This window comes from Vibrio sp. Vb0888 (genome assembly GCF_033338835.1).
Taxonomy (GTDB): Bacteria; Pseudomonadota; Gammaproteobacteria; order Enterobacterales; family Vibrionaceae; genus Vibrio; species Vibrio alginolyticus.
Window position 1 is genome coordinate 1 of sequence record NZ_JAWOTL010000085.1, and the last position, 1,618, is coordinate 1,618.

Genomic DNA, 1,618 nt, shown 5'->3' on the forward strand with positions numbered 1-1,618 from the left:
TGCCTATTTTGCCAATTATATTGCAGTGGCGAATGCGATCTCTTGGTCCATTGTCTACGAAGGCAATTATCCTGTTATGATGAGCCGTTTCGGCAGCTACTTTATTGTTAGTACGCACGACGCCATGCTGGTAGCTGGATTTGTTTCTCTGGCTTTTTTTATCATTAACTGGCAATTGGCGATGCATTGTGCGAGTTTACTCAGCCAATATTTAGTGCGAATCCTCATCATCAATCGCACGCGTTTTGTCGCCATGAGTTTAGTGTTCAGCAGCTATTTTGCTTACTTGTTAACGATAGGAATTTTTTGGCTGTTTCACGACACGTACTCAATTTGGCAAGGATTGAAACTCACGCCTGCTTTTCTTTTATTAGCGTTATTGTTAGCCGTCGTGTTACCTGCCATGAAAAAAGAAACGTCCGAAAGCGAATAAGCGAGAATCGCTCTACCGTTTGAGTAGTAATTCATGTGCCATTGAGTTAGCATTGCCGACCTTTTTTCGTCAGTGGGAGGACTCATGTATATTGGCTTTGACTATGGCACTGCAAACTGTTCAGTGGCAAAAATGGAATCAGGCGAGCCTGTTTTGTTAAATCTTGAAGGGGATAGCCCGTTCATTCCTTCCACCCTTGCAGCTCCGACTCGTGAGTCTGTGTCTGAGCATTTGTTTCGTCACCGTGACATCAAACCGTTTGATCAAGTTGGAGAGCAGGTACTGCGCCGCGCAATCAACTTGAACCGAGAAGAGAGCATCGAGCTGGAGCCAGAAGACATCGCGTTTGGTCAGGCAGCGTTGAACCGCTATTTAGAAGACCCACGCGATATCTATTACGTGAAGTCACCAAAGTCGTTTCTTGGTGCATCTGGCTTGCGTGATGTTCAGCTGAGCTTCTTTGAAGATCTGGTTTGCGCCATGATGGACAACATCAAAGCTCAGGCAGAAAACCATGCTCAGCAAAGCATTACGGATGCGGTGATTGGTCGCCCAATCAACTTTCATGGTCGTGGTGGAGAAACGGCGAACATTCAAGCGGAAAATATTCTACTTCGCGCCGCCAAGCGTGCCGGTTTTCAAAATATCGAATTTCAGTTTGAGCCCGTCGCCGCTGGTTTAGAATACGAGGCGACGCTTAACGAAGACAAACTGATTTTGGTGGTGGATATCGGTGGTGGTACAACCGACTGTTCTTTGATTCAGATGGGGCCATCTTGGCGAGGAAAAGCAGACAGAACGGCAAGTTTGTTGGCTCACAGTGGTCAGCGTGTCGGCGGTAACGATCTGGATATCGCGTTGGCTTTCAAACAGTTGATGTTCCCGTTTGGGATGGAAAGCAAGATGGAATCGGGCATTGTGATGCCGACGACTCAGTTTTGGAATCCGATTGCTATCAATAACGTTGAAGCGCAAAACGACTTTTACTCACGTGAGAACTTAGCGGCGTTAAAACTGTTGCAGAAACAGGCGCAAGAGCCAGAAAAGTTAGCGCGCTTGCTAGAGGTTTATCACGAATCACTAGGCTACAATATTGTCCGCCGTGCAGAAGAAGCGAAGGTGGCACTCTCTGATCAAACGGCTTACCGTACTGGCATCAACTTATTGTCGGAGCTGATTGAAGTG

General features: G+C 46.8%; 2 protein-coding genes. Both read left to right on the plus strand.

The features are described from left to right. On the plus strand, positions 1-433 hold a 433-nt coding region (locus R7P72_RS24010; protein WP_318110826.1), incomplete at its 5' end, for a hypothetical protein. 84 nt (positions 434-517) lie between these two features. Then, positions 518-1,618, plus strand: a 1,101-nt coding sequence (yegD, locus tag R7P72_RS24015; protein ID WP_318110827.1) for a molecular chaperone, incomplete at its 3' end; no start/stop codon positions are given.